This window comes from Buttiauxella brennerae ATCC 51605, from assembly GCF_001654925.1.
In the GTDB taxonomy this organism is placed as follows: Bacteria; Pseudomonadota; Gammaproteobacteria; order Enterobacterales; family Enterobacteriaceae; genus Buttiauxella; species Buttiauxella brennerae.
Window position 1 is genome coordinate 160,698 of the sequence record NZ_LXER01000022.1, and the last position, 24,490, is coordinate 185,187.

Consider the following 24,490-nt stretch of genomic DNA (forward strand, 5'->3'; position numbering starts at 1 on the left):
GAGAGAAATGATGCATAAAGCAGGTGCAATGATATTCGGGCTGTTATTGGTAGGTTGTGCAGCCCAGACGGTTAATACCCCGCCCCCCTTATCGCCAATGGATGCCTGTATTCAGGCAACTCAGAGCAGCGATACCGTAGCCACTGCGAAGAACTGCAGTTTAATCACGCGCGATCAGCATTAGCCTTCAAAAACAACAAAGCCCACATAACGTGGGCTTTAGTCACTTACGTAGCGGAAATTATGCGTAAACCGGCAAGCGGGCGCAGATATCCAGAACTTTTTGCTTGGTGCGTTCGATAACCGCTTCGTCGTTGATGCTATCTAACACATCACACATCCAGCCAGCCAGTTCGCGAACGTCTGCTTCATTGAAGCCACGGCGAGTCACCGCAGGCGTACCGATACGGATACCAGAAGTCACAAACGGGCTCTTCGGATCGTTTGGCACGCTGTTTTTGTTTACGGTGATGTTTGCACGGCCAAGTGCGGCATCGGCTTCTTTACCGGTCAGGTTTTTATCAACCAAGTCCAGCAGGAACAGGTGGTTGTCAGTACCGCCAGAAACCACTTTGTAGCCACGGTCCAGGAACACAGAAACCATTGCTTTCGCGTTCTTAGCCACTTGTTGCTGATACGTTTTGAACTCAGGTTCCATGGCTTCTTTCAGTGCCACAGCTTTACCCGCGATAACGTGCATCAGTGGGCCGCCCTGCGCGCCTGGGAAGACAGCGGAGTTCAGTTTCTTGTACAGCTCTTCGCTGCCGCCTTTTGCGAGGATTAAACCACCGCGTGGGCCTGCCAGCGTTTTGTGCGTAGTGGTCGTCACAACGTGTGCGTGTGGAACCGGGTTCGGGTAAACGCCAGCGGCAATCAGGCCAGCAACGTGTGCCATGTCCACGAACAGTTTCGCATCAACCATGTCTGCGATTTCACGCATTTTTGCCCAGTCAACCACGCCGGAATAAGCAGAGAAACCACCGATGATCATTTTCGGCTTATGGGCTTTAGCTTGTTTTTCCAGGTCTGCGTAATCAATGTGACCGGTTTCATCGATGCCGTAAGGAACGATGTTGTACAGCTTGCCGGAGAAGTTTACCGGTGAGCCGTGAGTCAGGTGGCCGCCGTGTGCCAGGTTCATACCCAGAACGGTGTCGCCTGGTTCCAGCAAAGTGGTGTATACCGCAAAGTTAGCCTGTGAACCAGAGTGCGGTTGCACGTTAGCGTAATCAGCGCCGAACAGCTCTTTTGCGCGGTCGATAGCCAGTTGTTCAACGACATCAACGTATTCGCAGCCGCCGTAGTAGCGTTTGCCTGGGTAGCCTTCAGCGTATTTGTTGGTTAACTGAGAACCCTGAGCCTGCATCACGCGCGGGCTGGTGTAGTTTTCGGAGGCGATCAGTTCAATGTGCTCTTCCTGACGTACTTTTTCTTGCTCCATGGCCTGCCATAAATCGGCATCGTAATCGGCAATGTTCATTTCACGTTTTAACATTCGCATCTCCAGACTCAGCTAACAGTAAATATTTGAACAGCTTTAAGGCCGCCTTAAATACAACGGGCAACAGTGTAAACCGAAACAGTGTTGGGTGATAGGTCTTGACAGAGGTTTTTACGCAAACGATTGGCTCGGCGTCCTGCAAGGGTTTGAAGGAAAAAGTGGCAAGCTATTTCTGCGGATATTAATTCATCATCAACATGCAGAAATTTCACGTTCTGTGAGCCGAATCGACTCAGTAAGTATCCATTTACAATGTAGTGCTTTTTTTTAATCCGATAATTTTATAAGATGTATTTAAAATACATCAATTAATTTACCTGCCCGAAAATGGAGAAACACCATGCTTGATGCACAAACCATCGCTACCGTGAAATCGACTATTCCCCTGCTTGCAGCAACCGGCCCAAAACTTACCGCACACTTTTACGATCGCATGTTCAGCCATAATCCTGAGCTGAAAGAGATCTTCAATATGAGCAACCAACGCAATGGCGATCAGCGTAAAGCGCTGTTCAACGCCATCTGTGCTTACGCGACTAATATTGAAAATCTGGCGGTGTTACTGCCTGCGGTAGAAAAAATCGCGCAGAAACACACCAGCTTCCAGATCAAACCGGAACAGTACGACATCGTCGGCGGTCACCTGTTAGCGACGCTGGATGAAATGTTCAGCCCGGGCCAGGAAGTATTGGATGCATGGAGCAAAGCGTATGGCGTGCTGGCAGGCGTGTTTATCAATCGTGAAGCGGAAATTTACCAGCAAAACGCGGCGAAAAATGGCGGCTGGGAAGGCACTCGCGCCTTCCGCATTGTGGCAAAAGAGCCGCAAAGCACCCTTATCACCAGCTTTGAATTTGAATCGCTGGATGGCAAACCCGTGGTTGATTACCTGCCAGGCCAATATCTTGGCGTATGGCTGAAGCCTGAAGGTTTCCCGCATCAGGAAATTCGCCAGTATTCCCTGACCCGTAAGCCAGATGGTAAGCGCTACCGCATTGCGGTGAAACGCGAAGATTTGGGCCAGGTTTCAAGCTGGTTACACAACCACGCGCAGGTGGGCGATGAACTGCATCTTGCCGCTCCGGCGGGTGATTTCTTTATGGACGTGAGCGCACAAACTCCGGTTACGCTGATATCAGCCGGTGTTGGCCAAACGCCGATGCTGGCGATGCTTGATACGCTGGCGAAAAATGACCATAGCGCGCAGGTGAACTGGTTCCATGCGGCTGAACATGGTGACGTACATGCATTTGCGGATGAAGTGAATCACCTGGGTGAACAGTTGCCACGCTTTGAACGCCACGTCTGGTATCGCACACCATCCGCAAGCTGCCGTGCAGAAGCTAAATTCGATAGCGAAGGGCTGATGGATTTAGTCGCACTGGAGAGCAAAATCAGCGCGCCAGATATGCAGTTCTATCTGTGCGGCCCTGTGAGTTTTATGCGTTTTGCGGCGGAGCAGTTAGTGAAGGTGGGCGTTGAACAGGACCGAATTAATTATGAGTGTTTTGGCCCGCATAAGGTGATGTGATTTATACTCTTCATACTTCGAGTTGCAGGTGCGTTGGCTGCATCCGTTCGCCCCAGTCACATAGTTATCTATGCTCCTGGGGACTTGCGGCCTGGCCGCCTTCCTGCGACTCGAATTATTTTGAGTATTGAAAATGGCGAGTAATATCAATTTAACTCCCGCCAAAAAGGCCAGTTAAATCGCGGCGTCGTCTTCTTCGCCAGTACGGATACGCACTACGCGTGCCACGTCAAAGACAAAGATTTTACCATCGCCGATTTTACCGGTTTGCGCGGTACGAATAATGGTATCCACGCAGGTATCAACGATGTCGTCTGTCACGACAATTTCAATTTTTACTTTTGGCAGGAAATCCACCATGTACTCAGCACCACGGTACAGTTCGGTGTGGCCTTTCTGACGGCCAAAACCTTTAACTTCAGTCACCGTCATGCCGGTGATGCCAACTTCTGCCAGCGCTTCACGCACATCATCCAGTTTGAACGGCTTAATAATCGCATCAATTTTTTTCATGGTCTTCTCTGTCTTCCCGCACTTCATCAATGATTCAACCTACCACAAACTACTCTTTAAAGTCATTGGCATCGAGTTCATGCCGTGAGAGTAATTTGTAGAATTCGGTACGGTTACGCCCCGCTACACGCGCAGCCTGGGTAACATTGCCTTTGGTCATTTGCAGCAATTTGCGCAGGTAGTTCAGCTCGAACTGATTACGCGCTTCAACAAACGTCGGCAGCGCGGTGTTTTCCCCTTCCAGCGCTTGCTGGACGAGGGCTTCGCTGATGACCGGAGCGGACGTCAATGCCACGCACTGTTCAATCACGTTAACCAACTGGCGCACGTTGCCAGGCCAACTTGCCGCCATCAGGCGCTTCATGGCATCGGTCGAAAAACTGCGCACAAACGGCTTATGGCGATCGGCAGACTGGCGCAATAAATGATTTGCCAGCAAAGGCACATCTTCCGCGCGTTCTTGCAGGGCAGGGATTTTCAGGCTCACCACATTCAGGCGGTAGAACAAATCTTCACGAAACTCGCCGCGCTCCATCGCTTTGGGTAAGTCGCGGTGGGTGGCAGAGAGAATACGCACATCAATATCGAGGTCTCGGTTGCTGCCCAAAGGGCGCACTTTGCGCTCCTGCAACACACGCAGCAATTTCACCTGCAAGGGAATCGGCATATCGCCAATTTCATCGAGGAACAACGTTCCGCCCTCTGCGGCCTGGAACAGCCCTTCCCGGCTGCTGACCGCGCCAGTAAATGCGCCGCGTGAATGACCAAACAGTTCGGATTCCAGTAGCTGTTCCGGCAACGCGCCGCAGTTGATAGCGATAAACGCTTTTTTACTGCGCGGGCTGGCGTTGTGAATGGCCTGAGCGAGGATCTCTTTACCGGTCCCGCTTTGTCCGTTAATCAGGACGCTGACATCCGACTGGGCAACCATGCGCGCTTGATCCAGCAGGCGTAACATCCCAGGGCTACGGGTGACGATAGTATCGCGCCACATATCGTCACCCGCGCTCACGGTGTGTTCCAGCGCATCGTCGATGGCTTTATACAGCGCGTCTTTATCAACCGGTTTCGTCAGGAAGCTAAATACACCCTGCTGCGTTGCTGCCACGGCGTCAGGAATCGAACCGTGGGCGGTAAGAATAATAACCGGCATCCCAGGCTGCACTTTCTGGACTTCAGCGAACAGCGCCATGCCGTCCATTTCGTCCATCCGCAGGTCACTGATCACCAGGTCGATTTTCTCCCGCCCTAATAGACGCAACCCTTCAGCCCCACTTTCCGCAGTTAAGACGGTATAACCTTCGCTAGTCAGACGCATGCCAAGCAGTTTTAGCAAGCCAGGGTCGTCATCAACCAGCAGTAATCTGGCGGGTTTACGTTGCGTCATGGTTTCGCCTCCTGCGCGGGTTTGGTGTTATCCGGCAGCTCAGTACCGGCAGGTTTGCGGCTGGAAAGCTGGCGTTCAATGTCCGTCAGGTTTTCCAGTTTGCGGGTCGTCAGGTTGAGCTGGCTTCTGAGGCGTTGCTGCTGTTCACGCAGCGTATCGAGCTCGTTGTCTGAAGATTGCTGTAATTTGCTGTAGCGCGTGCGTTCATCTGACAGCGCCAGCAAGGATGCTTGCCCATCACGCCACACCTGGAATAACGAGCGCACCTGTGCAGGCACTTCTGTCGTCATCGCATCGAGCTTCACCATGTAACGACGGCGCTCGGTTGGGGTAATTTTCGCATTGGCTAATAAAATGCCGCGCTTAAACGTGTCGCGCCAGGTATCGGATGGCCAACGGCGTGCTTCTGCCCTCGCCTGCACTGGCGCTAAACGCTCGGCACAGTCCATCGCTCTGAGCCAGTAAAGCGGGTTACTCATCGAATCGTGGCTCTGGTTTTGCCAGATCTCTTCACAATCCGTAGACAAATAATCTGCCAGTTGCTGCTCTGGCTCTTCTGCTGGCAGTACGTGTTTTACATCTTTCGGCGCAGTATTCTGGACACAGCTCGCCAGCAATAATGGCACTAACAATGCTGAAACAGGACGAATCAAAACAGGGCTGCGAAGCCGGGTAAACAAGCGGTTACGCAGCACGTAAAAAATAGTCGCTTTCATTTTTTATTTGTTCTCGGGAAAAACAGGCAACTCGATACGGAAGCAAACATCTACCGTTTCATCGTCAATCAGGTGCAATTCACCCTGCATGCGTCGGATACAGTCCTGGGCGATGCTCAACCCCAGCCCGCTCCCTTTCACCGCACCTTTACGCTGGTGGCTGCCTTGATAAAAAGGCTCAAAGATCATCTCTCGCTCCGCAGAGGGAATCGGGTCACCCGTATTTCCAACATCAATATGAAGTGTGTTGCCCACCTGCGCGCTTCGTAGATAAATGGTACCGGATTCAGACCCATAGTGCACCGCATTGGAGTAGAGATTATCCAGCACGCTCATTAACAACATGGGTTCAGCAAGGCACGCCACGGTGCTTAAATGGCATTCGGTACGCATCATTTTAGCTCGTGCTGGCAAACTGTGAGCCGAGATAACCATCTCAATAAGCGGCGCTAACTCAACTTTTTCGAGTTCGACCGGGACATCCGCCAGTTTGCGGTTGTAATCCAATAATTGTTCAATCAATTTTTGTAAGTGGCGGCTACTGTTATCAAGTATTTCCACCACCTCTTTTTGGTCGTTGGTCAATGGCCCGACGACCTGATCGGCAAGCAATTCCGTCCCTTCGCGCATACTGGCGAGCGGGGTTTTTAACTCATGGGAGATATGGCGCAAAAACTCATGGCGCTGGGACTCAAGCCAGGATAAACGCTCACTGAGCCAGACGATACGCTGCCCTACAGAGCGCAATTCGCGCGGCCCTTTAAACAATACCGAATTCCCCAATGAACGCCCTTCACCGAGTAAATTAATCATCTTCTCGATACCTTTAACCGGGCCGATAATCATGCGCGTAAAGATAATGACCAATGCAAAGCTCAACAGGAATAACACCAGCGCCTGCCAGCCAAAGAACTGCCCGCGTTCAGCAATTTCTTGTTGCAACTGTTGCCCACGGGAAAACACCACCGCACGCGTCGCTTGTACCATTTCAGCATTTTTCGTGGCGAAGGTTTCAAGATGTGCCGCAGCAGCGGTATCCGGGCCACTATTTTTGCACTGGATGTCGGCCAGATCGTTTAACGACTGGCGTAATGCCTGATAAAGCGTGTTGTCGGGCAGAACGCTGGAATGCGCTTCGAGCATTTGTACGTAGCGCTTACGCTGCCCCTGATAGACCGTGGCAAGTGTCGTATCGTCCAGCACGCAGTACTGTCGATAGCTACGTTCCATTTCCAGTGCAACGTTAGTCATAGCTTCACTGCGGCGCGCATCAACCAGTGTCGTGCGGTTAGTCACCGCCGCCTGGTCGCTCAGCGCATTGAGGCTTTGCCAGGCTTGCCAGGCAAGAACCAATAGCGGAACTAGCACCAGCAAAAAGGCCATCATGACGAGCTGACGTAGGGAGCGTGGGAAGAAATGCCACTGGTTCAATAGACTTATCTCATTGGGATTCTGGATAATTTGATGCTAGCGGGGAATGGCGGGAGTTTAAAGTCTTGAACGCAGAAACAACAAAGGCAGAGAATAATCTCTGCCTTTGTCCTGGAATCAGGCGGTGCCTTACTCAACGTTTCGCCCGGAGCATGATAAAGCAGTACAAGACTGACAATAATCAAAAGTGGACGGCAGGCACCTTGAGTGCATCATTCTATGGTTTATGTAGCACAACCCTTGCGGGGGCTGACATAAGAAGGTGAATGAGCCACTGCGCAGTATTATGCATACTATGTGCCATGTTTGCTACAAATAATGCATGCCAATGTTTCTATTATGTTTATTTGTTTAATTGACCATGCAATAAACTGATTGTTTTTCAAACACAATGTCGCTGTTTAGCAACACTTAAAATATCTATTTTTTATATGATTTTAAATCAATGATTTAAACGTCTCAAATTGGAGACAGTTAAATCGGATGATTGTCGGGAAATGGTGACAAAAAAATCCCTGCCGGAGCAGGGATTCCACAACAACTTAACCGAGTTGCTTACGCGCATTACGGAAAATGCGCATCCACGGGCTATCTTCGCCCCACTCGGCAGGGTGCCAGGAGTTGCTCACGGTACGGAACACACGCTCCGGGTGCGGCATCATGATCGTGACGCGCCCGCTTTCGTTGGTGACCGCAGTAATACCGTTTGGCGAACCATTCGGGTTTGCCGGATAGTTCTGCGTGACCTTGCCGAAGTTGTCGATAAAGCGCAGCGCCACCAGGCCTTTGCTTTCAAGCGCCGCAAGATGTGCCGCATCGCGCACTTCCACATGCCCTTCGCCGTGAGAAACCGCGATTGGCATATGCGAACCGACCATACCTTGCAGCAGCAGCGACGGGCTTGAAGTCACTTCAACCAGGCTGAAGCGCGCTTCAAAGCGGTCTGAATGGTTACGCACAAAGCGTGGCCACAGGTCGCTGCCCGGAATCAGTTCACGCAAGTTCGACATCATCTGGCAACCGTTACACACGCCCAGAGCCAGGCTTTGCGGGCGGTGGAAGAAGGTTTCGAACTCGTCACGGACACGTGAGTTAAAGAGAATGGACTTCGCCCAGCCTTCACCTGCACCCAACACGTCACCATAAGAGAAGCCGCCACACGCCACCAGCGCCTGGAAATCTTCCAGACCACGGCGACCAGCCAGCAAATCACTCATGTGCACGTCGATGGCATCAAAGCCCGCACGGTGGAACGCAGCCGCCATTTCAATGTGGGAGTTAACGCCCTGCTCGCGCAGCACAGCGACTTTCGGACGCGCACCCGTGGCGATAAACGGTGCGGCAATATCGGCTTTGATATCGAAGCTCAGCTTAACGTTCAGGCCAGGATCGTTGTCATTGGCTTTCGCTTCATGTTCTTGATCGGCACAGTCTGGGTTGTCACGCAGGCGCTGCATCTGCCAGGTGGTTTCTGCCCACCACAGGCGAAGCGTGGTGCGGCTTTCGCTAAACACCGCATGTTTATCAGCAGTCAGCGTGAAACGATCACCTGTCACCGCTTTACCAAGGAAGTGAACACATTCTGCCAGGCCGTGTTCAGCCAGCGTTTTCTCAACGGCGGCACGATCGGCGGCTTTCACCTGGATTACCGCGCCTAACTCTTCGTTAAACAGCGCCGCCAGATGGTCGTTACCCAGTGTGGCGATATCCGCTTCCACGCCACAGTGACCAGCAAATGCCATCTCTGCCAGCGTCACTAACAGGCCACCGTCAGAACGGTCATGGTAAGCCAGCAGTTTCTGCTCGGCCACCAGCGCCTGAATCGCGTTAAAGAAGCCTTTCAGTTGCTCAGCGCTGCGAACGTCAGCAGGTTTGTCTCCCAGTTGACGGTAAACCTGAGAAAGTGCGGTAGCGCCCAGCGCGTTGTGGCCAGCGCCAAGATCGATAAGCAACAAGGCGTTATCTTCGGTATGCAGCTGTGGCGTAACGGTGCGACGGACATCTTCAACACGGGCAAATGCGGTGATAACCAACGACAGCGGAGAAGTCATCTCGCGTTGCTCAGTGCCTTCCTGCCAGCGCGTTTTCATCGACATAGAATCTTTGCCGACCGGAATCGTCAGGCCAAGTATTGGGCAAAGTTCTTCACCCACCGCTTTAACGGCTTCGTACAGACCGGCGTCTTCACCCGGGTGACCCGCCGCAGACATCCAGTTAGCAGACAGTTTTATGCGATTAAGCGCACCGATTTGCGTTGCCGCAATGTTAGTCAGCGCTTCACCCACCGCCAGGCGGCCAGATGCTGCGAAATCGAGCAGCGCAACAGGTGCGCGTTCGCCCAGAGACATCGCTTCGCCGTAGTAGCTATCGAGGCTTGCCGTGGTGACCGCACAGTTGGCAACCGGGATCTGCCACGGGCCAACCATCTGGTCGCGAGCAACCATGCCGGTCACCGAACGGTCACCGATAGTCACGAGGAAAGTTTTTTCCGCAACGGTTGGCAAATGCAACACACGGTTGACGGCATCAGCAATCGTGATACTACGCAAATCCAGCGCATCGCCCTTCGCTTTCAGGGTTTCAACGTTGCGTTCCATTTTCGGCGTTTTACCGAGCAGTACATCCAGCGGCATATCAATTGGCTGGTTGTTGAAATGGCTGTCGTTAAGCGCCAGGTGTTTTTCTTCAGTGGCTTCACCTATAACGGCATATGGTGCGCGTTCACGGCGGCACAGTTCGTCAAACAGCGGCAACTGGTCTGGCGCAACCGCCAGAACATAACGTTCCTGGGATTCGTTACACCACACTTCCAGCGGGCTCATACCCGGCTCGTCGTTCAGAATATCACGCAGTTCGAAACGGCCACCGCGGCCACCATCGCTCACCAGTTCAGGCATGGCGTTGGAAAGACCACCCGCGCCCACATCGTGGATAAATAGAATTGGGTTGTCATCACCCAACTCCCAGCAACGGTCGATCACTTCCTGGCAGCGGCGTTCCATTTCTGGGTTGTCACGCTGTACGGAAGCAAAATCCAGGTCCGCATCAGACTGGCCAGAAGCCATAGAAGATGCCGCTCCACCGCCCAGACCAATGTTCATGGATGGGCCACCGAGTACGATAAGTTTCGCACCCACGGTGATTTCACCTTTCTGAACGTGGTCGGCACGAATGTTACCGATGCCACCCGCCAGCATGATTGGCTTGTGATAACCGCGTAACTCTACGCCATTATGGCTGTTTACTTTCTCTTCGTAAGTACGGAAGTAACCCGTCAGTGCCGGGCGACCAAATTCATTGTTAAACGCCGCACCGCCCAGAGGGCCGTCGGTCATGATATCCAGCGCGGTAACAATACGATCCGGCTTGCCAAAATCTTCTTCCCACGGCTGTTCGAAACCTGGGATACGCAAGTTTGAAACGGAGAAACCTACCAGCCCTGCTTTCGGTTTAGCACCACGACCCGTTGCGCCTTCATCACGGATTTCGCCACCGGAACCGGTCGCAGCACCCGGCCATGGGGAAATGGCTGTTGGGTGGTTGTGGGTTTCAACTTTCATCAGGATATGCGCATCTTCCTGGTGATAGTCGTAGCGGCCCGCTTCGTGGTCGGCAAAGAAGCGCCCTACCTGTGAGCCTTCCATCACTGCGGCGTTATCTTTATAGGCAGATAACACGTAGTCAGGCGTTTTCTCGAAGGTGTTTTTAATCATTTTGAACAGCGATTTAGGCTGCTCTACGCCGTCGATAATCCAGTCGGCGTTGAAAATTTTGTGGCGGCAATGTTCGGAGTTAGCCTGCGCGAACATATACAGCTCGATGTCGTTCGGGTTGCGACCCAGTTTAGTGAACGCATCCTGCAAGTAGTCGATTTCATCTTCTGCCAATGCAAGCCCTAAACGTATGTTGGCTTCAACCAGCGCTTCGCGGCCCTGCGTGAGCAGGTCAACACTTTGCACTGGAGCAGGTGTGTGATGAGAGAACAACTGCTGCGCATCCTCGAGCGAGCCAAATACGCTTTCCATCATGCGATCATGCAGCAATGTGGCAACGTCCTGGCGCTGTGCGTCGGTCAGTTGGCTTGCAGTAACGTAATACGCCACACCGCGTTCGAGGCGCTTAACTTTCGCCAAATCGCAGTTATGGGCAATATCAGTCGCTTTAGAGGACCAGGGTGAGATGGTACCAGGACGCGGCGTGACCAGAATCAGGTGGCCGGTCGGGGCATGGTCGGCAAGGGTTGGACCATATTTCAACAACCGTTGCAGGCGGGCGTGCTCTTCAGCGTCGAGCTGCGACTCGAGATCGGCAAAGTGAACATACTCGGCATAAATGTCGCTGACCGGAAGGTTGGCGTCATTAAAGCGGGTCAGTAATTTGTTAATACGAAATGCCGATAAAGCGGGCGAACCACGCAGAATTTCCATCATCAAAGATCTCTCGTCTTCGAAACGCCAGGGGGACGCTTCAGTGGGCGCAAGGGGAAAACGGGCGCCATTATAGATAATCCGCCGCCGTGACGAAACCGTTTGCGTATAAATAAACGGATTAGTTTTCATTGGCGATATTTTAATCATTAATATTGAAAAAGTTGCACAGTGGCGTTTTGTTAAGCAAAATGCGCCACATCACTTCGTAGAACCTCTATTTTTGAAGCCTGTTGTTAGCGAAAACTCGACGCACCGCAGAAGATTAACTATTTGAAACTATTTAAGATTAATTATCTGCTTATCGGTGCCGTAACCGTGTTGCTGGCAGTGGCGCTATGGCCCTCCATTCCCTGGTTCGGACAAGCCGAAAACCGTATCGCCGCCATTCAAGCGCGGGGGGTTCTGCGCGTCAGTACCATTCAGTCACCTTTAACTTACGGGCTCTATCAGGGTAAGCGAATCGGCCTGGATTACGAACTGGCCCAGCAGTTTGCTGATTATCTTGGCGTGAAGCTCGAAGTGACCGTTCGCCCCAACATTCAAGAGCTGTTCGATGACATTGATAATAATGATGCCGATGTCATCGCTGCGGGCCTGGTCTACAACACCCAACGCAGCCTGCAATACCGCGCTGGCCCTGCTTATTACTCTGTTTCTCAGCAGATGGTTTATCGCATGGGTAGCCCGCGGCCCAAAACACTGGCAGGCGTTAAAGAAAACCAGTTGGTGCTTTCGCCGGGTGTCACCTCTCTTAATGCCCTGAACAGGCTCAAAGAACAAAAATTCCCCGATTTAAGCTGGCGGGTGGATGACCGACACAGCAGCACAGAATTGATGCAACAAGTGGTCGACGGGAAAATAGCCTTCACCATTGCCGACTCCGTGGCGATCAGTACCTTCCAGCGTGTGCACCCCCAGCTTGCGGTTGCTCTGGATGTCACGGATGAACAACCCGTTACGTGGTTCAGCGCCCTGGATAACGATGACAGCCTCTCTGCGGCATTGCTCGATTTTTATAATCGACTCAACAGCGATGGCACCTTTGCCCGTCTGGAAGAAAAGTATCTCGGCCACGTGGGTGATTTTGATTACGTCGATACCCGTACATTCCTGAAAGCGGTGGATACCGTGCTGCCCGATCTCCAGCCGTTATTCGAAAAATATGCCACAGAAATAGACTGGCGCTTGCTGGCGGCTATTTCGTATCAGGAATCACATTGGGATGACCAGGCTACCTCACCAACCGGTGTGCGCGGGCTAATGATGCTGACCAAAAACACGGCGCAAAGTCTGGGAGTGAGCGACCGTCTGGATCCGGAGCAAAGCATTGAAGGTGGAAGCCGTTATCTGAAGGATATGATGGCGAAAGTTCCGGAAACCGTCCCCGAGGAAGAACGTATTTGGTTTGCACTGATCGCGTACAACATGGGTTATGCCCACATGCTGGATGCTCGTCAGTTGACTGCAAAGCAGAAGGGAAATCCGGATAGCTGGGCTGATGTTAAAATGCGCTTGCCGCTACTGAGCCAGAAGCCGTATTACAGTAAAACGACTTACGGTTACGCCCGCGGCCATGAGGCATACGCTTATGTGGAAAATATCCGTAAATATCACATAAGCCTTGTGGGGTATTTGCTCGAAAAAGAGGAACAGGTCGCGCAAGAGGAAAAATATGCCGAAGCGTATCCGGCAGTTGCGCCCGTGGAGTTAGCTACTCCGCGTTTCGGGCCTTTTCCTTTAGGGCCTTTTTCTCCAGACGGCGGGCTCGAAAGAAATCACTCAACATTGCCGAACACTCTTCTGCCAGCAAGCCCTCAGTAACCGTGACCTGGTGGTTCATACCCGGGTGTCTCAGCACGTCCATTAAAGAACCAATCGCACCGGTTTTCGCATCACGCGCGCCAAAAACCAGATGCCCGATGCGCCCATGAACCATCGCCCCGGCGCACATGACGCAAGGTTCGAGGGTGACATAAAGCGTGGTTTCCAGCAGACGGTAATTTTGCAACACCATTCCGCCCTGACGCAGCGCCATAATTTCCGCGTGAGCTGTCGGATCGTGTCGGCCAATCGGTCGGTTCCAGCCTTCACCAATCACCTGGTTGTTGTGGACCAGCACTGCGCCGACCGGAACCTCACCTTCTTCCCAGGCACGACGCGCCAGCGTCAACGCATGACGCATCCAGTGTTCGTGATTCAATTCGCTTTCTGACAAGGGATTCTCCGGCCTATATTAGGGCGCGCATTATACACAGTCGTTATGTCAGACGGAATTATTCGAGCTGCTGCAACTGGCCCTGTGGCGTCACCCGCCAACGGTGCTGGCAAAAATAGAGTAGTGGGTTGTCCTGATTGCTGTCGCTGTAGCCGCTATAGAGTTGTAGTGGCGTGCCGATTTGCTGTTCCAGCTGTGAGACTTTTTCATGCCCAAGGCAGCGTAATGTGAGCACCCACCCACCGTGGGAACGCTTGATTTGGCTGGCAATCAGCTTCACTTTCGGTAACCAGGGCGTATCGAAATAAACCTGCTGAACAAGCGGTTGCGGTGAGCCAGTAATCAGCCAGACATCAGCATCGGAGCTGGTCAGGTAGTCGGTAAGGCGCTGCTGCACAACCGGAAAGGCGGTGACTTCGCCCCGAAACCAGGTGACGAAGTTTGCTTCCAGCTCTTTGAGGCGCTTTTCACTGTGGCCGAAAGTCGCGCCCCACAGCAACAGGCTCATCGGCCAGCGGGCGGCACGCCCTTTAATCAGCAACGTGCCCCCGATCACCGGCAAAAGCGGGATGACAAGTAACAGATTGAGTGGTTGATGGCGCAGCAGGTAGCGCAAGAAGCTGCCAAACATATCCTGCTGATGCAGCGTGCCATCTAAATCGAAAAATACTACCCGACGCTCACTCTGAGTTGCCAAACGTTACTCCTCTGGATCGTTAAAGCCCATAAACCATGTAAATAAGAACCCGGCGATGACCGCTATCAGAAAGCCTAACAGATAGAGCATCACTTTTCCGGTAACAATGGTTAATGCCAATGGTAAACCTGAAATTCCGAAGGTGATAACCGTCGCCACTTTCCAGTAACTGATCAGCGCCCCGCCAACCGCACCACCCAAACACGCGCCGATAAACGGCTTGCCCAGCGGTAAAGTCACACCAAAAATGAGCGGTTCGCCAATACCCAGCAGCCCTACCGGCAACGCCCCTTTGATAAGTTTTTTCAGGCGCTGATTGCGCGTTTTCATGAAGACCGCGATGGCCGCCCCCACTTGCCCGACTCCTGCCATGGCCAGAATGGGCAGCAATGCGTTCTGGCCATGAGTCTGGATTAGCTCGACATGAATGGGCACCAACCCCTGATGCAAACCGGAAAGCACCAACGGCAAGAATGCACCGGAAAGCACTGCACCAACCACCAGGCCACCTTTGTCGATTGCCATTGTTGCGCCGTGAGCAATCGCATCAGAAATCAGGCCACCTAACGGCTGCAAAGCAACAATCGCAATCGACGCGGTAATGAGCGTCGTCAGAAGCGGATTGAGGATCAGTTCAATCGAACCAGGCAACAACTTGCGTAACCGTCTTTCAATCCAGCACATCAACGCAACCACCAGCAACACAGCGATAACCCCGCCACGGCCAGGCTGGAGGTTTTCACCAAACAGGTGGATTTGCGCCAGTTGTGGGCTGGAAAGTATCCCCGCCATCACACCGCCCATCGCCATCGAGCCACCGAATACTTTGGCGGCATTGACGCCGACCAGAATATTCATAATAGCAAACACCGCACTACCGAAGATGGCGAGCAAGCCGAGAATGTTCGGGTATTGGGTGGCAAGGTCACCCACAATATCCGGGCGTTTGAGGATATTAATAATCCCGGTAATCAGCCCGGAAGCGATAAAAGCAGGAATCAATGGAATAAAGACGTTTGCCAGTTTACGCAGCGCTTCGCTCATCGGCGCCTGGTAACGCGCTTTGGCCTGAGCCTTATTCTGCGCGATATCGTCTTCTGCTGTGATGACCTGCCCGCTGCTTTGCAGCAGCTCACGCATGGCATCCACCACTTGTGCGGCACGCCCTGGCCCGACAATCAGCTGATGCTGCTGGCCCTGTTTCACATAGCCGCTGACACCTGGCAGTTTTTTCAGACCAGCAATATCCAGCAGGCCATCGTCATTCACTTCTACCCGCACGCGGGTCATACAGTTTTCGAGACGGGCGATGTTTGCCTGCCCACCGATGCCAAGCAAAATCTCACTGGCCAGAGCCGCTGTCTTATCCATGATTCAATACCTTTATTTTAAGGCGCAGCGGAGATAACCGTGGCTATCTGCCAGGCGCACTTGCGCAGTTTGAGCATCAACACCGGTGAGTAGCATGAGAATGGCGGGCTTAACTTCATAATCCGTTTGTTTCAGGGCGTTTTCTGCGTCTTCACGGCAGGCACCGGTCGCTTCAACAACAATACGGCAGGCGCGGTCTACCAGCTTGATATTGGTGGCTTTCATGTCCACCATCAGATTCTGGTACACCTTGCCCAGTTTGACCATCGCGCCTGTGGAAATCATATTCAGCACCAGCTTCTGCGCAGTGCCTGATTTCAGACGAGTAGAACCGGTCAACGCTTCCGGGCCTACGACCGGAGAAATGGCAATTTCAGCTTCCAGCGCAATAGCGGAACCCGGGTTACAGGAAATAGCGGCAGTACGGCAACCCAGGTTACGGGCATAACGCAGGCCACCAATGACGTATGGCGTACGGCCTGAGGCAGCAAGCCCAACCACCATATCGTTAACCGTCAGGTCTAACGCTTTCAGGTCGTCTTCACCCAATTGCTGATTGTCTTCAGCACCTTCGACCGCTTTCAGCAATGCCCCAGGACCTCCGGCAATTAAACCTATCACCAGACCGTGTGGCACACCAAATGTGGGTGGGCATTCGGAGGCATCCAGAACGCCAAGACGCCCACTGGTTCCGGCTCCCATATAAATCAAACGCCCACCCGCTTTCAGTGATTCGGCAGCGGCATCTACCGCCAGGGCCACTTCCGGTAGTGTTTTTTCGACCGCACCGGCTACCAGCGCATCCTGCTGGTTAAAGCGTTCGACCATCGCGAGCGTTGAGAGGCAATCGAGATCCATTGTTTGTGGATTACGAGTTTCAGAAACGAGTGAGCCAAGATTCATCATGCACCTTTGAATATTTAATTCCTTACAGTTTCCATATAATGGAATATAAAATTCATTCAGGCGAGCGTAATTTACGTTATTATGGAGCGGCTCACATTATTGACCCGGCAGACTGGAGAGGACATGAACTGTTTACTGCGTATTCGAAGCCGCTACTCAACGCTTGCACAGAGTGACCGTAAACTGGCCGACTTTCTGCTGGAGAAACCCGACTACGCCCGTCATTTAAGTTCACAACAGCTGGCGGCAGAGGCCGGAGTGAGCCAGTCGAGCGTGGTGAAATTCTCCCAAAAACTGGGGTTCAAAGGCTTTCCGGCCCTGAAACTCGCCATCAGTGAAGCTCTCGCCAGCGGCCAGCAATCACAATCAGTTCCGGTGCATAATCTTATTCTGGGTGACGATCCGCTGCGCCTGGTGGGTGAGAAGCTGATCAAAGATAATATGGCGGCGATGCATGCAACGCTGGACGTCAACAGCGAAGAAAAGCTGCTGGCGAGCGTGAACATGCTGCGCAATGCGCGACGCGTACTGCTGGTAGGCATTGGCGCATCCGGGCTGGTTGCCAAGAACTTTGCCTGGAAGCTGATGAAAATCGGCATTAACGCGGTGGCTGAGCAAGACATGCATGCGCTACTTGCGACGGCGCAAGCCTCAAGCAGTGACGATGTGTTACTGGCGATTTCCTATTCTGGTGAACGGCGTGAGATAAACCTCGCCGCCGATGAAACCCTGCGCACCGGGGCAAAGATCCTCGCCATCACAGGCTTTACACCCAATGCGTTACAGCAGCGAGCGACGCTCTGCCTGTACACCATCGCCGAAGAACAGGCGACGCGAAGTGCGGCGATTTCATCCACCAGCGCGCAAATGATGTTAACCGATTTGTTGTTTATGGCTTTGGTTCAAAGGGATCTGGAACATGCACCGGGGCGCATTCGCCACAGTGAAGCTCTGGTAAAAAAACTGGTTTGATGCGGGATTGGGCGTATAATGCCCGCCCTGTTTCTGATGTTATCGAGATTTCCCCATGGCGCTACTTATCACTAAAAAATGTATCAACTGCGATATGTGCGAGCCGGAGTGCCCGAACGAGGCAATTTCCATGGGTGACAGCATTTACGAGATCAATACCGATCGCTGTACCGAGTGCGTCGGGCATTACGAAACGCCAACCTGCCAGAAAGTTTGCCCGATTCCAAATACCATCATCAGCGATCCGGCGCATATTGAGAACGAAGAGCAACTGTGGGACAAGTTTGTTCAGTTGCATCACGCCGATAAACTTTAATTCTCGATGATCACAGTCGCGCAAGCGTAATGCCGTTCGTCGGCAAGCGTAACGTGTACTGAGCGCACGCCCATTCTTTGCGCCACTCGCTCTGCCTCTTCCCAGAAACGTAGCTGCGGCTTACCCAAAGGATCGTTAAACACTTCGAACTGGTTAAATGCCAGTCCGTTGCGGATCCCGGTGCCAAATGCTTTAGCCGCCGCTTCTTTTACCGCAAAACGTTTAGCGAGAAAGCGCACCGGTTGCTGGTGCGCCTGGTATTGCAGCCATTCATTGGCACTCAGCACGCGCTTTGCCAGACGGTCGCCGGAACGCGAGATAACGCCTTCAATGCGCGCTATCTCTACGATGTCGGTGCCAAGGCCAAGAATCGCCATTAGCTACGAGCTTCCTGCATCAGGCGTTTCATTTCTGCAACCGCCTCTTTCAAGCCACTCATCACCGCACGGCCAATAATCGCGTGACCAATGTTCAGCTCATGCATTTCTGGCAGGCGAGCAATAGCTTTCACGTTGTGATAAGTCAGACCGTGTCCGGCATTCACTTTCAGGCCTTTGCCAGCGGCGTAAGTGGCAGCTTCGGCAATACGTGCCAGTTCTTTGGCCTGAGTCGCTTCGTCTTTGGCATCAGCGTAACAGCCCGTGTGGATTTCGATATAGGGCGCACCAACGGCAACCGCAGCATCAATTTGTGCGTGGTCGGCATCAATAAACAGGGAAACCAGAATGCCGGCGTCGGCCAGACGTTTGCAGGCATCACGCATTTTATCCAGCTGGCCTGCTACATCGAGACCACCTTCTGTGGTCACTTCCTGGCGTTTTTCTGGCACCAGGCAGCAGAAGTGCGGTTTGGTTTCGCAAGCGATACCAATCATCTCTTCGGTAACAGCCATTTCCAGATTCATACGAGTGTCGAGGGTCTGACGCAGGATGCGCACGTCACGGTCGGTAATGTGACGACGATCTTCACGCAGGTGAACCGTAATACCGTCTGCTCCAGCCTGCTCGCAGATAAATGCAGCCTGTACAGGATCAGGATATGCCGTGCCACGCGCGTTACGAAGCGTTGCGATGTGATCGATGTTTACGCCTAACAGTAATTCAGCCATGCCTTTCCTCGGGTTCAGAACGGTTTGAGTTCAGGCAGTTTACACCGGGTATGGAAAGCGTGGCTACGGGCAGGCGTTATTGCGGGTCTTGCGGAGATTTAAGTGGTCGAATTTTGGGCACAAACTGGCGGAATAATTCGCGGCTTTTAAGGGGTTTACCACCCAGATAGGGTTTCAGGGCCATGCGGGTAAAACGTTTAGCGGCACGCAGCGTGGCAACATCAGGAAACTCACGGTTAGCAAGTGCTTTCAATTCATGACCGGTAAAGCTGTTGTTATCTACCACAAGGCTTGCGATAAACCCTTTTTCTTCACGGTATCGATAGGTCATGGAGTCACTAACTTCTTCACCGCTTCCCGCGCAGTGGAGGAAATCCACGCCATAACCCAGATGCCCAAGCAGGGCTAATTCAAAACGGCGTAAAGCCGGTTCGGGTGAACCGTTGATTCCCGCGAGGGCCTGAATACAGTGGAGATAATCGAAGAATAATTCTGAAAAGCGCGTTTCGTCTTCCAGCACACGTGAAATCAGTTCATTCACATATAAGCCGCTGTAAAGTCCGATACCACTTAGAGGAAGTGCCAGTGAGACAGCTTCGGCGCTACGCAGTGTTTTGACTTCACCACGCCCGCCCCAGCGAACCAGCAAGGGGGTAAAGGGCTGTAACGTCCCTTTGAGGTTGGAGCGTCGAGAGCGAGCGCCTTTCGCAATTAAACGAACGCGCCCGGACTCTTCAGAAAAAAGATCAAGCAGAAGGCTGGTTTCGCTCCAGGGGCGACTATGCAGGACAAAAGCCCGTTGCCAGCCTTCCATTGTCTTATTTCAAATCGTCGGTATAACCCAGGCTACGCAGTGCGCGTTCATCGTCTGCCCAACCGGATTTCACCTTAACCCACAGTTCCAGGTGGATTTTGGCTTCGAACATCTCTTCCATGTCTTTACGGGCTTCGATGCCGATGGTTTTGATCTTGGAGCCTTTGTTGCCGATCACCATCTTCTTCTGGCCTTCACGTTCAACCAGAATCAGACCGTTGATGTCAAAACCGCCACGGGCGTTAGCCACGAATTGCTCGATTTCAACCGTTACGGAATATGGCAGTTCTGCACCCAGGAAACGCATCAGTTTTTCACGGATGATTTCTGACGCCATGAAACGCTGTGAACGGTCCGTGATGTAATCTTCCGGGAAGTGGTGAGTCGCTTCTGGCAGACGTTTACGCACGATGCTCGCGATAGTGTCCACATTCATACCGTGTTCCGCAGAAATCGGCACGATGTCGAGGAAGTTCATCTGGTTGCCGAGGAATTGCAGATGCGGCAACAGAACGCCTTTATCCTGAACGTTATCAACTTTGTTGACCGCAAGGATAACCGGCGCGCGAGCGTCACGCAGTTTGTTGAGCACCATCTCATCGTCGGCGGTCCACTTCGTGCCTTCAACAACGAAGATAACTAGCTCAACATCACCGATGGAGCTGCTTGCAGCTTTGTTCATCAGGCGGTTGATGGCGCGCTTTTCTTCCATATGCAGCCCCGGGGTATCGACGTAAATCGCCTGATACGGGCCTTCAGTATGGATACCCATAATGCGGTGACGGGTAGTCTGCGCTTTACGGGAAGTGATAGAGATTTTTTGCCCAAGCAACTGGTTTAGCAGCGTGGATTTGCCGACATTCGGGCGACCAACGATGGCCACGAATCCGCAAAAGGTTTGTTCTTCGCTCATTATTCCAGCTCCAGCTTGATAAGCGCCTGCTCAGCTGCAGCCTGTTCCGCTTTACGGCGGCTTGAACCAGTACCAACGACCGGTTCAGGCAGGCCACTCACCTGACAGTGAATGGTAAATTCCTGATCGTGCGCTTCACCACGAACCTGTACCACCAAATAAGATGGCAGTGGCAAGTGGCGACCCTGCAAATACTCTTGCAGACGCGTCTTAGGGTCTTTTTGCTTATCGCCTGGGCTAATTTCATCCAGACGAGATTGATACCAGGAAAGAATTAAGCGCTCAACGTTCTGGATATCGCTGTCGAGGAAAACACCACCAATTAAGGCTTCGACGGTATCGGCCAGAATAGATTCGCGACGGAAACCGCCACTTTTCAATTCACCCGGGCCAAGGCGCAGACATTCGCCTAATTCAAATTCACGGGCAATTTCGGCCAACGTGTTTCCACGCACCAGCGTCGCACGCATACGGCTCATATCACCTTCGTCAACACGAGGAAAACGATGGTAAAGCGCGTTGGCAATGACGTAGCTAAGAATTGAGTCACCCAGAAACTCCAGACGCTCATTGTGTTTGCTGCTGGCACTGCGATGCGTTAATGCCTGCTGCAACAGATCCTGATGTACAAAAGTGTAGCCCAGCTTGCGCTGCAGCCTATTTATTACGATGGGGTTCATGCGATACCAATTAATGAATGCGTCAATTATTCAGCACACGGAACAGACCTGAAAAAGAGAACCAACGCTGTTTCGTTTGCCGTGGCTCCTCAGAGAGGAGCCAACCTTAATACGGGGGGATATTCTATAGATAACGACGTGGAAAGTCGTTATCTGAATGGATTTAATTGATCAATGAATTCCGCCAATACGACTTAAACGAACACCCGTTGGCCATTCACCTTCTTGTTTCTCGAAACTCATCCAGATAGTGGTCGCTTTACCGACCAGATTTGCCTCAGGAACAAAGCCCCAATAACGGCTGTCAGCGCTGTTATCGCGGTTATCACCCATCATGAAGTAATGGCCCGGTGGCACAATCCAGGTAGCAAGCTGCTGGCCTGGTTGCTGGTAGTACATCCCAACCTGATCCTGTGCGACTGGCACAGTCAGGATACGATGAGTCACGTCACCCAGCGTTTCTTTACGCTCAGACAGACGGATACCGCCTTCTTTGGTCTGGTTTTGCGGCAACTCGAAGAAACCAGAGTTTGCTTCACCGCCGTTACGACGCGCAAAAGTCTGCACAAAATCACTTGGCTCTACGTTGCTGTAAGTGATTGGCAGCGCGTTATCACATGCCTGGCCAGAACTACAATTTGGCTGAACAGTGACTTCTTTTGCGACAGGATCGTAGCTGACGCGATCGCCCGGTAAACCGACAGTACGCTTGATGTAATCCAGACGGGGATCTTCAGGATATTTAAACACCACAATATCGCCACGTTTTGGATGACCCGTTTCAATGAGCGTTTTCTGGTAAATCGGGTCTTTAATGCCGTAAGCAAATTTCTCCACCAGAATAAAATCGCCAATTAATAACGTTGGCATCATTGATCCTGATGGGATCTGGAACGGTTCATAAATGAATGAACGCACGACCAGGACAATAGCGAGCACCGGGAATACGGATGCCCCCGTTTCTAACCAACCTGGCTTAGGCGCCACTTTTTTTAGCATTTTGCTATCAAGTGCATCACCAGTGGCAGCTTGCGCTGCCGCCTGTTTTTCATGACGCTTTGGCGCAAAGATAAATTTATCAATACACCATAAAAGGCCCGTTACCAGCGTCGCTATCACGAGGATTAGCGCAAACATATTCGCCATGCCAACTCCTTAATTTATTTGCTGTCTTTGCCGACATGCAGAATGGCCAGGAACGCTTCCTGAGGCAGTTCGACGTTACCGACTTGCTTCATACGCTTCTTACCGTCTTTCTGTTTCTGCAACAGCTTTTTCTTACGGCTTACGTCACCGCCGTAGCATTTTGCCAGAACGTTTTTACGCAACTGTTTAACGGTTGAACGCGCAATGATGTGTGCGCCGATCGCCGCCTGAATCGCAATATCAAATTGCTGACGCGGGATAAGCTCTTGCATTTTCTCAACCAGTTGACGGCCACGAAACTGCGAGTTACCACGGTGTGTGATTAACGCCAGGGCATCAACACGATCGCCGTTAATCAGTACATCAACACGCACCATGTCAGAGGTCTGGAAACGTTTGAAGTTGTAATCCAGAGAAGCATAGCCACGGGATGTTGATTTCAGACGGTCGAAGAAGTCGAGTACCACTTCTGCCATCGGGATTTCGTAAGTCAGCGCAACCTGGTTACCGTGGTAAACCATGTTGGTCTGTACGCCACGCTTTTCGATACATAATGTGATGACGCTGCCCAGGTATTCCTGTGGCATCAGCATGTGACATTCTGCAATCGGCTCACGCAGTTCGGCGATGTTATTCAGTGCTGGCAGCTTAGATGGGCTATCAACATAAATTGTCTCGCCCGTAGTCGTTTCAACTTCGTAAACTACGGTTGGCGCAGTGGTGATCAGATCCAGATCGTATTCACGTTCCAGACGTTCCTGAATGATTTCCATGTGCAACAGACCAAGGAAGCCACAGCGGAAGCCGAAGCCCAGCGCCGTTGAGCTTTCTGGCTCATAGAACAAGGAAGCATCGTTCAGGCTCAGTTTGCCGAGCGCATCACGGAAGTTTTCGTAATCGTCAGAGCTAACCGGGAACAGACCTGCATAAACCTGAGGCTTCACTTTTTTAAAGCCTGGCAGCGCTTTATCTGCCGGGTTACGCGAAAGGGTCAGGGTATCGCCGACCGGTGCGCCGAGGATGTCTTTGATAGCACAAACCAACCAGCCTACTTCCCCACAGCCCAGCACATCACGATCAACACGTTTCGGTGTGAAAATGCCCAGGCGGTCAGCGTTATAAACCTGGCCGGTGCTCATGACTTTGATTTTGTCGCCTTTTCTCATGGTACCGTTTTTGATACGCACCAGAGAAACAACGCCAAGATAGTTATCGAACCATGAGTCGATGATCAGTGCCTGTAAAGGTGCTTCAGGATCACCTTCAGGGCCTGGGATATCACGCACCAGACGCTCAAGAACATCCGTAACACCTAAGCCCGTTTTTGCCGAGCAACGCACAGCATCAGCGGCGTCGATGCCAACGATATCTTCAATTTCCTGCGCTGCACGCTCAGGATCGGCTGCTGGCAGGTCAATTTTGTTCAGAACTGGAACTACTTCCAGATCCATTTCCATCGCGGTATAGCAGTTTGCCAGCGTCTGGGCTTCTACGCCCTGCCCGGCATCCACCACCAGCAATGCACCTTCACACGCCGCAAGGGAACGGGAAACTTCATAAGAGAAGTCAACGTGGCCTGGGGTGTCGATGAAGTTCAGGTGGTAAGTTTCACCATCTGATGCTTTGTAATCCAGCGTTACGCTTTGCGCTTTGATGGTAATACCACGTTCACGCTCCAGATCCATGGAGTCAAGAACCTGGGCTTCCATTTCACGGTCAGATAAACCGCCGCAAATTTGGATGATACGGTCAGACAGCGTCGATTTGCCGTGGTCGATGTGGGCAATAATAGAAAAGTTACGTATATTCTTCATAGTTAGAGGTTTTTATGCCTTACAAATCC

21 protein-coding genes are annotated in these 24,490 nt (G+C 52.2%); 4 read left to right on the forward strand and 17 right to left on the reverse strand.

The window, feature by feature from the left end; genetic code table 11:
* Positions 1-241: 241 nt before the first annotated feature.
* Positions 242-1,495, reverse strand: a complete 1,254-nt coding sequence (gene glyA, locus M975_RS13880; RefSeq protein ID WP_064560332.1) for a serine hydroxymethyltransferase — start codon at positions 1,493-1,495, stop codon at positions 242-244.
* A 346-nt stretch (positions 1,496-1,841) separates the two neighbouring features.
* On the opposite strand from glyA, the gene hmpA reads away from it, so the two are divergent.
* Entirely contained in the window at positions 1,842-3,032 is a 1,191-nt protein-coding gene (hmpA, locus tag M975_RS13885) for an NO-inducible flavohemoprotein (protein WP_064560334.1), read from the forward strand.
* 174 nt (positions 3,033-3,206) lie between these two features.
* On the opposite strand, the gene glnB is transcribed toward hmpA, so the two are convergent.
* The 5 genes from glnB to purL form a co-directional block, all read right to left on the reverse strand.
* Complete coding sequence (gene glnB, locus M975_RS13890; protein WP_002438074.1) at positions 3,207-3,545, reverse strand: nitrogen regulatory protein P-II; 339 nt, start codon at positions 3,543-3,545, stop codon at positions 3,207-3,209.
* Positions 3,546-3,594: 49 nt separating this feature from the next.
* The gene (gene glrR, locus M975_RS13895) at positions 3,595-4,932 is read right to left on the reverse strand and encodes a two-component system response regulator GlrR (RefSeq protein WP_064560336.1); all 1,338 of its coding nucleotides are present in this window, start codon (positions 4,930-4,932) and stop codon (positions 3,595-3,597) included.
* Entirely contained in the window at positions 4,929-5,648 is a 720-nt protein-coding gene (qseG, locus tag M975_RS13900; protein WP_064560338.1) for a two-component system QseEF-associated lipoprotein QseG, read from the reverse strand. Before qseG ends, glrR begins: the two co-directional genes overlap by 4 nt.
* Positions 5,649-5,651: 3 nt before the next feature.
* Entirely contained in the window at positions 5,652-7,034 is a 1,383-nt protein-coding gene (qseE, locus tag M975_RS13905; protein WP_157093389.1) for a two component system sensor histidine kinase QseE/GlrK, read from the reverse strand.
* 587 nt (positions 7,035-7,621) lie between these two features.
* Positions 7,622-11,509, reverse strand: a complete 3,888-nt coding sequence (gene purL, locus M975_RS13910; RefSeq protein WP_064560342.1) for a phosphoribosylformylglycinamidine synthase — start codon at positions 11,507-11,509, stop codon at positions 7,622-7,624.
* Positions 11,510-11,779: 270 nt separating this feature from the next.
* On the opposite strand from purL, the gene mltF reads away from it, so the two are divergent.
* Entirely contained in the window at positions 11,780-13,330 is a 1,551-nt protein-coding gene (mltF, locus tag M975_RS13915) for a membrane-bound lytic murein transglycosylase MltF (protein ID WP_064560344.1), read from the forward strand.
* Here mltF and tadA read toward each other — a convergent pair.
* From tadA to murQ, 4 genes are read right to left on the reverse strand one after another with little or no spacing between them, the layout of a single operon-like run.
* Positions 13,221-13,724, reverse strand: a complete 504-nt coding sequence (tadA, locus tag M975_RS22450) for a tRNA adenosine(34) deaminase TadA (protein ID WP_074388376.1) — start codon at positions 13,722-13,724, stop codon at positions 13,221-13,223. The genes mltF and tadA overlap by 110 nt on opposite strands.
* 58 nt (positions 13,725-13,782) lie before the next feature.
* Positions 13,783-14,421, reverse strand: a complete 639-nt coding sequence (gene yfhb, locus M975_RS13920; protein WP_064560346.1) for a phosphatidylglycerophosphatase C — start codon at positions 14,419-14,421, stop codon at positions 13,783-13,785.
* A gap of 3 nt (positions 14,422-14,424) precedes the next feature.
* Complete coding sequence (locus M975_RS13925) at positions 14,425-15,792, reverse strand: PTS transporter subunit EIIC (RefSeq protein ID WP_064560348.1); 1,368 nt, start codon at positions 15,790-15,792, stop codon at positions 14,425-14,427.
* Positions 15,793-15,804: 12 nt separating this feature from the next.
* Positions 15,805-16,695: an N-acetylmuramic acid 6-phosphate etherase gene (gene murQ, locus M975_RS13930; protein WP_064560397.1), complete on the reverse strand. Its 891-nt coding sequence runs from the start codon at positions 16,693-16,695 to the stop codon at positions 15,805-15,807.
* Between the two features lie 126 nt (positions 16,696-16,821).
* Between murQ and M975_RS13935 the strand changes: the two genes are divergently transcribed.
* Positions 16,822-17,670 carry a MurR/RpiR family transcriptional regulator gene (locus M975_RS13935; protein ID WP_064560350.1) on the forward strand — a complete coding sequence of 283 codons (849 nt, stop codon included), beginning with the start codon at positions 16,822-16,824 and terminating at the stop codon, positions 17,668-17,670.
* A 55-nt stretch (positions 17,671-17,725) separates the two neighbouring features.
* Positions 17,726-17,986: a YfhL family 4Fe-4S dicluster ferredoxin gene (locus M975_RS13940; protein WP_034497739.1), complete on the forward strand. Its 261-nt coding sequence runs from the start codon at positions 17,726-17,728 to the stop codon at positions 17,984-17,986.
* On the opposite strand, the gene acpS is transcribed toward M975_RS13940, so the two are convergent.
* The 7 genes from acpS to lepA form a co-directional block, all read right to left on the reverse strand.
* Entirely contained in the window at positions 17,983-18,363 is a 381-nt protein-coding gene (acpS, locus tag M975_RS13945) for a holo-ACP synthase (protein WP_064560352.1), read from the reverse strand. The genes M975_RS13940 and acpS overlap by 4 nt on opposite strands.
* Positions 18,363-19,094 carry a pyridoxine 5'-phosphate synthase gene (gene pdxJ / locus M975_RS13950; protein ID WP_064560354.1) on the reverse strand — a complete coding sequence of 244 codons (732 nt, stop codon included), beginning with the start codon at positions 19,092-19,094 and terminating at the stop codon, positions 18,363-18,365. The genes acpS and pdxJ overlap by 1 nt, the downstream gene beginning before the upstream one ends.
* A 76-nt stretch (positions 19,095-19,170) precedes the next feature.
* On the reverse strand, positions 19,171-19,908 hold the full coding sequence (gene recO / locus M975_RS13955; RefSeq protein WP_064560356.1) for a DNA repair protein RecO: 738 nt from the start codon (positions 19,906-19,908) through the stop codon (positions 19,171-19,173).
* 4 nt (positions 19,909-19,912) lie between these two features.
* Positions 19,913-20,821 (reverse strand): GTPase Era, encoded by a 909-nt coding sequence (gene era / locus M975_RS13960; protein ID WP_064560358.1) that lies wholly within the window; start codon positions 20,819-20,821, stop codon positions 19,913-19,915.
* Positions 20,821-21,501 carry a ribonuclease III gene (gene rnc, locus M975_RS13965; RefSeq protein ID WP_064513123.1) on the reverse strand — a complete coding sequence of 227 codons (681 nt, stop codon included), beginning with the start codon at positions 21,499-21,501 and terminating at the stop codon, positions 20,821-20,823. Before rnc ends, era begins: the two co-directional genes overlap by 1 nt.
* Before the next feature lie 171 nt (positions 21,502-21,672).
* The gene (gene lepB / locus M975_RS13970) at positions 21,673-22,647 is read right to left on the reverse strand and encodes a signal peptidase I (RefSeq protein ID WP_064560360.1); all 975 of its coding nucleotides are present in this window, start codon (positions 22,645-22,647) and stop codon (positions 21,673-21,675) included.
* Between the two features lie 14 nt (positions 22,648-22,661).
* The gene (gene lepA, locus M975_RS13975; protein WP_064560362.1) at positions 22,662-24,461 is read right to left on the reverse strand and encodes a translation elongation factor 4; all 1,800 of its coding nucleotides are present in this window, start codon (positions 24,459-24,461) and stop codon (positions 22,662-22,664) included.
* Positions 24,462-24,490 lie beyond the last annotated feature (29 nt).